The following is an 836-nucleotide window of genomic DNA, read 5'->3' on the forward strand; positions in this document are numbered from 1 at the left end:
GGTGGGGCCGGGGGCGGCGGCGGTGGCCAACGCCAGATCGACCGGGCTGGCCAGCCGCAGCACCTGGCCGAGGCGGTTGACGGCAAAGCCGGGTGCAACGCGCGCCGCCGGCCGGCCACCGGGTGCGACCTTGCCGAGGTGGCTGACCATCAATCCATCGCCAACGCCATCCCCCAGGCCCAGGCCAAGGCGCTGGTCCGCCTCGCGCCGGGCCTGCTGTTCACGGCTGAGGTCGCGGCCGGTGAGCAGGCGGCCGTTGAAGAAATTGACGGTGCGGATCGCCTCGTCGGTGATCGGCGCTTCCAGGGGGAGATAGGTCATGGCGCGCTCCCTCAGGCGGTCAGATCGGTGATGGCATACCAGTTGGACTTGCCGTCGCTGATCAGGGTGATGCCTTCGCCGCCGCCCAGGTCGAGCGCGCCGGCCGGCGTCGCCAGGCCGCGGCCAGTGATCAGATCCTGGGTGTTGGGCACGCGGATGCTGATCCCGGTGCGGCTGACGGCGCGCAGCACATAGCAGCGGCCCTTGCCGGCATCGCCGGCCCGCGGCAGCACCGCCACGAGTTTCTCCTTGCGCAGCGAGACCACGGCATCGATGTCGTCCTTCAGATCAATCTGGCCCGGCCCGGCCGGCTCGACGATCAGCAGGCGGTGGCGATATTCGATCGGGCCGGCAGGCCCTTGCGGGCCGATGGGGCCCTGGGGGCCGGTCTGGCCCTGTGGCCCCGCGTCACCCTTCGGGCCGGCGGGTCCCGCATCGCCCTTTGGTCCGGCCGGGCCGGTGTCACCCTTGGCGCCAGCCGGGCCGGCCGCACCCGCATCGCCTTTCGGTCCAGG

General features: G+C 72.4%; 2 pseudogenes. Both read right to left on the minus strand.

Annotated features, from left to right (window positions below):
• Nucleotides 1–321: pseudogene (locus tag GJ693_RS16360) on the minus strand (hypothetical protein); the annotation flags it as partial.
• 11 nt (nt 322–332) lie between these two features.
• Nucleotides 333–836: pseudogene (locus tag GJ693_RS17660) on the minus strand (hypothetical protein); the annotation flags it as partial.

The organism is Sandarakinorhabdus oryzae, assembly GCF_009733735.1.
GTDB lineage: Bacteria > Pseudomonadota > Alphaproteobacteria > Sphingomonadales > Sphingomonadaceae > Sandarakinorhabdus > Sandarakinorhabdus oryzae.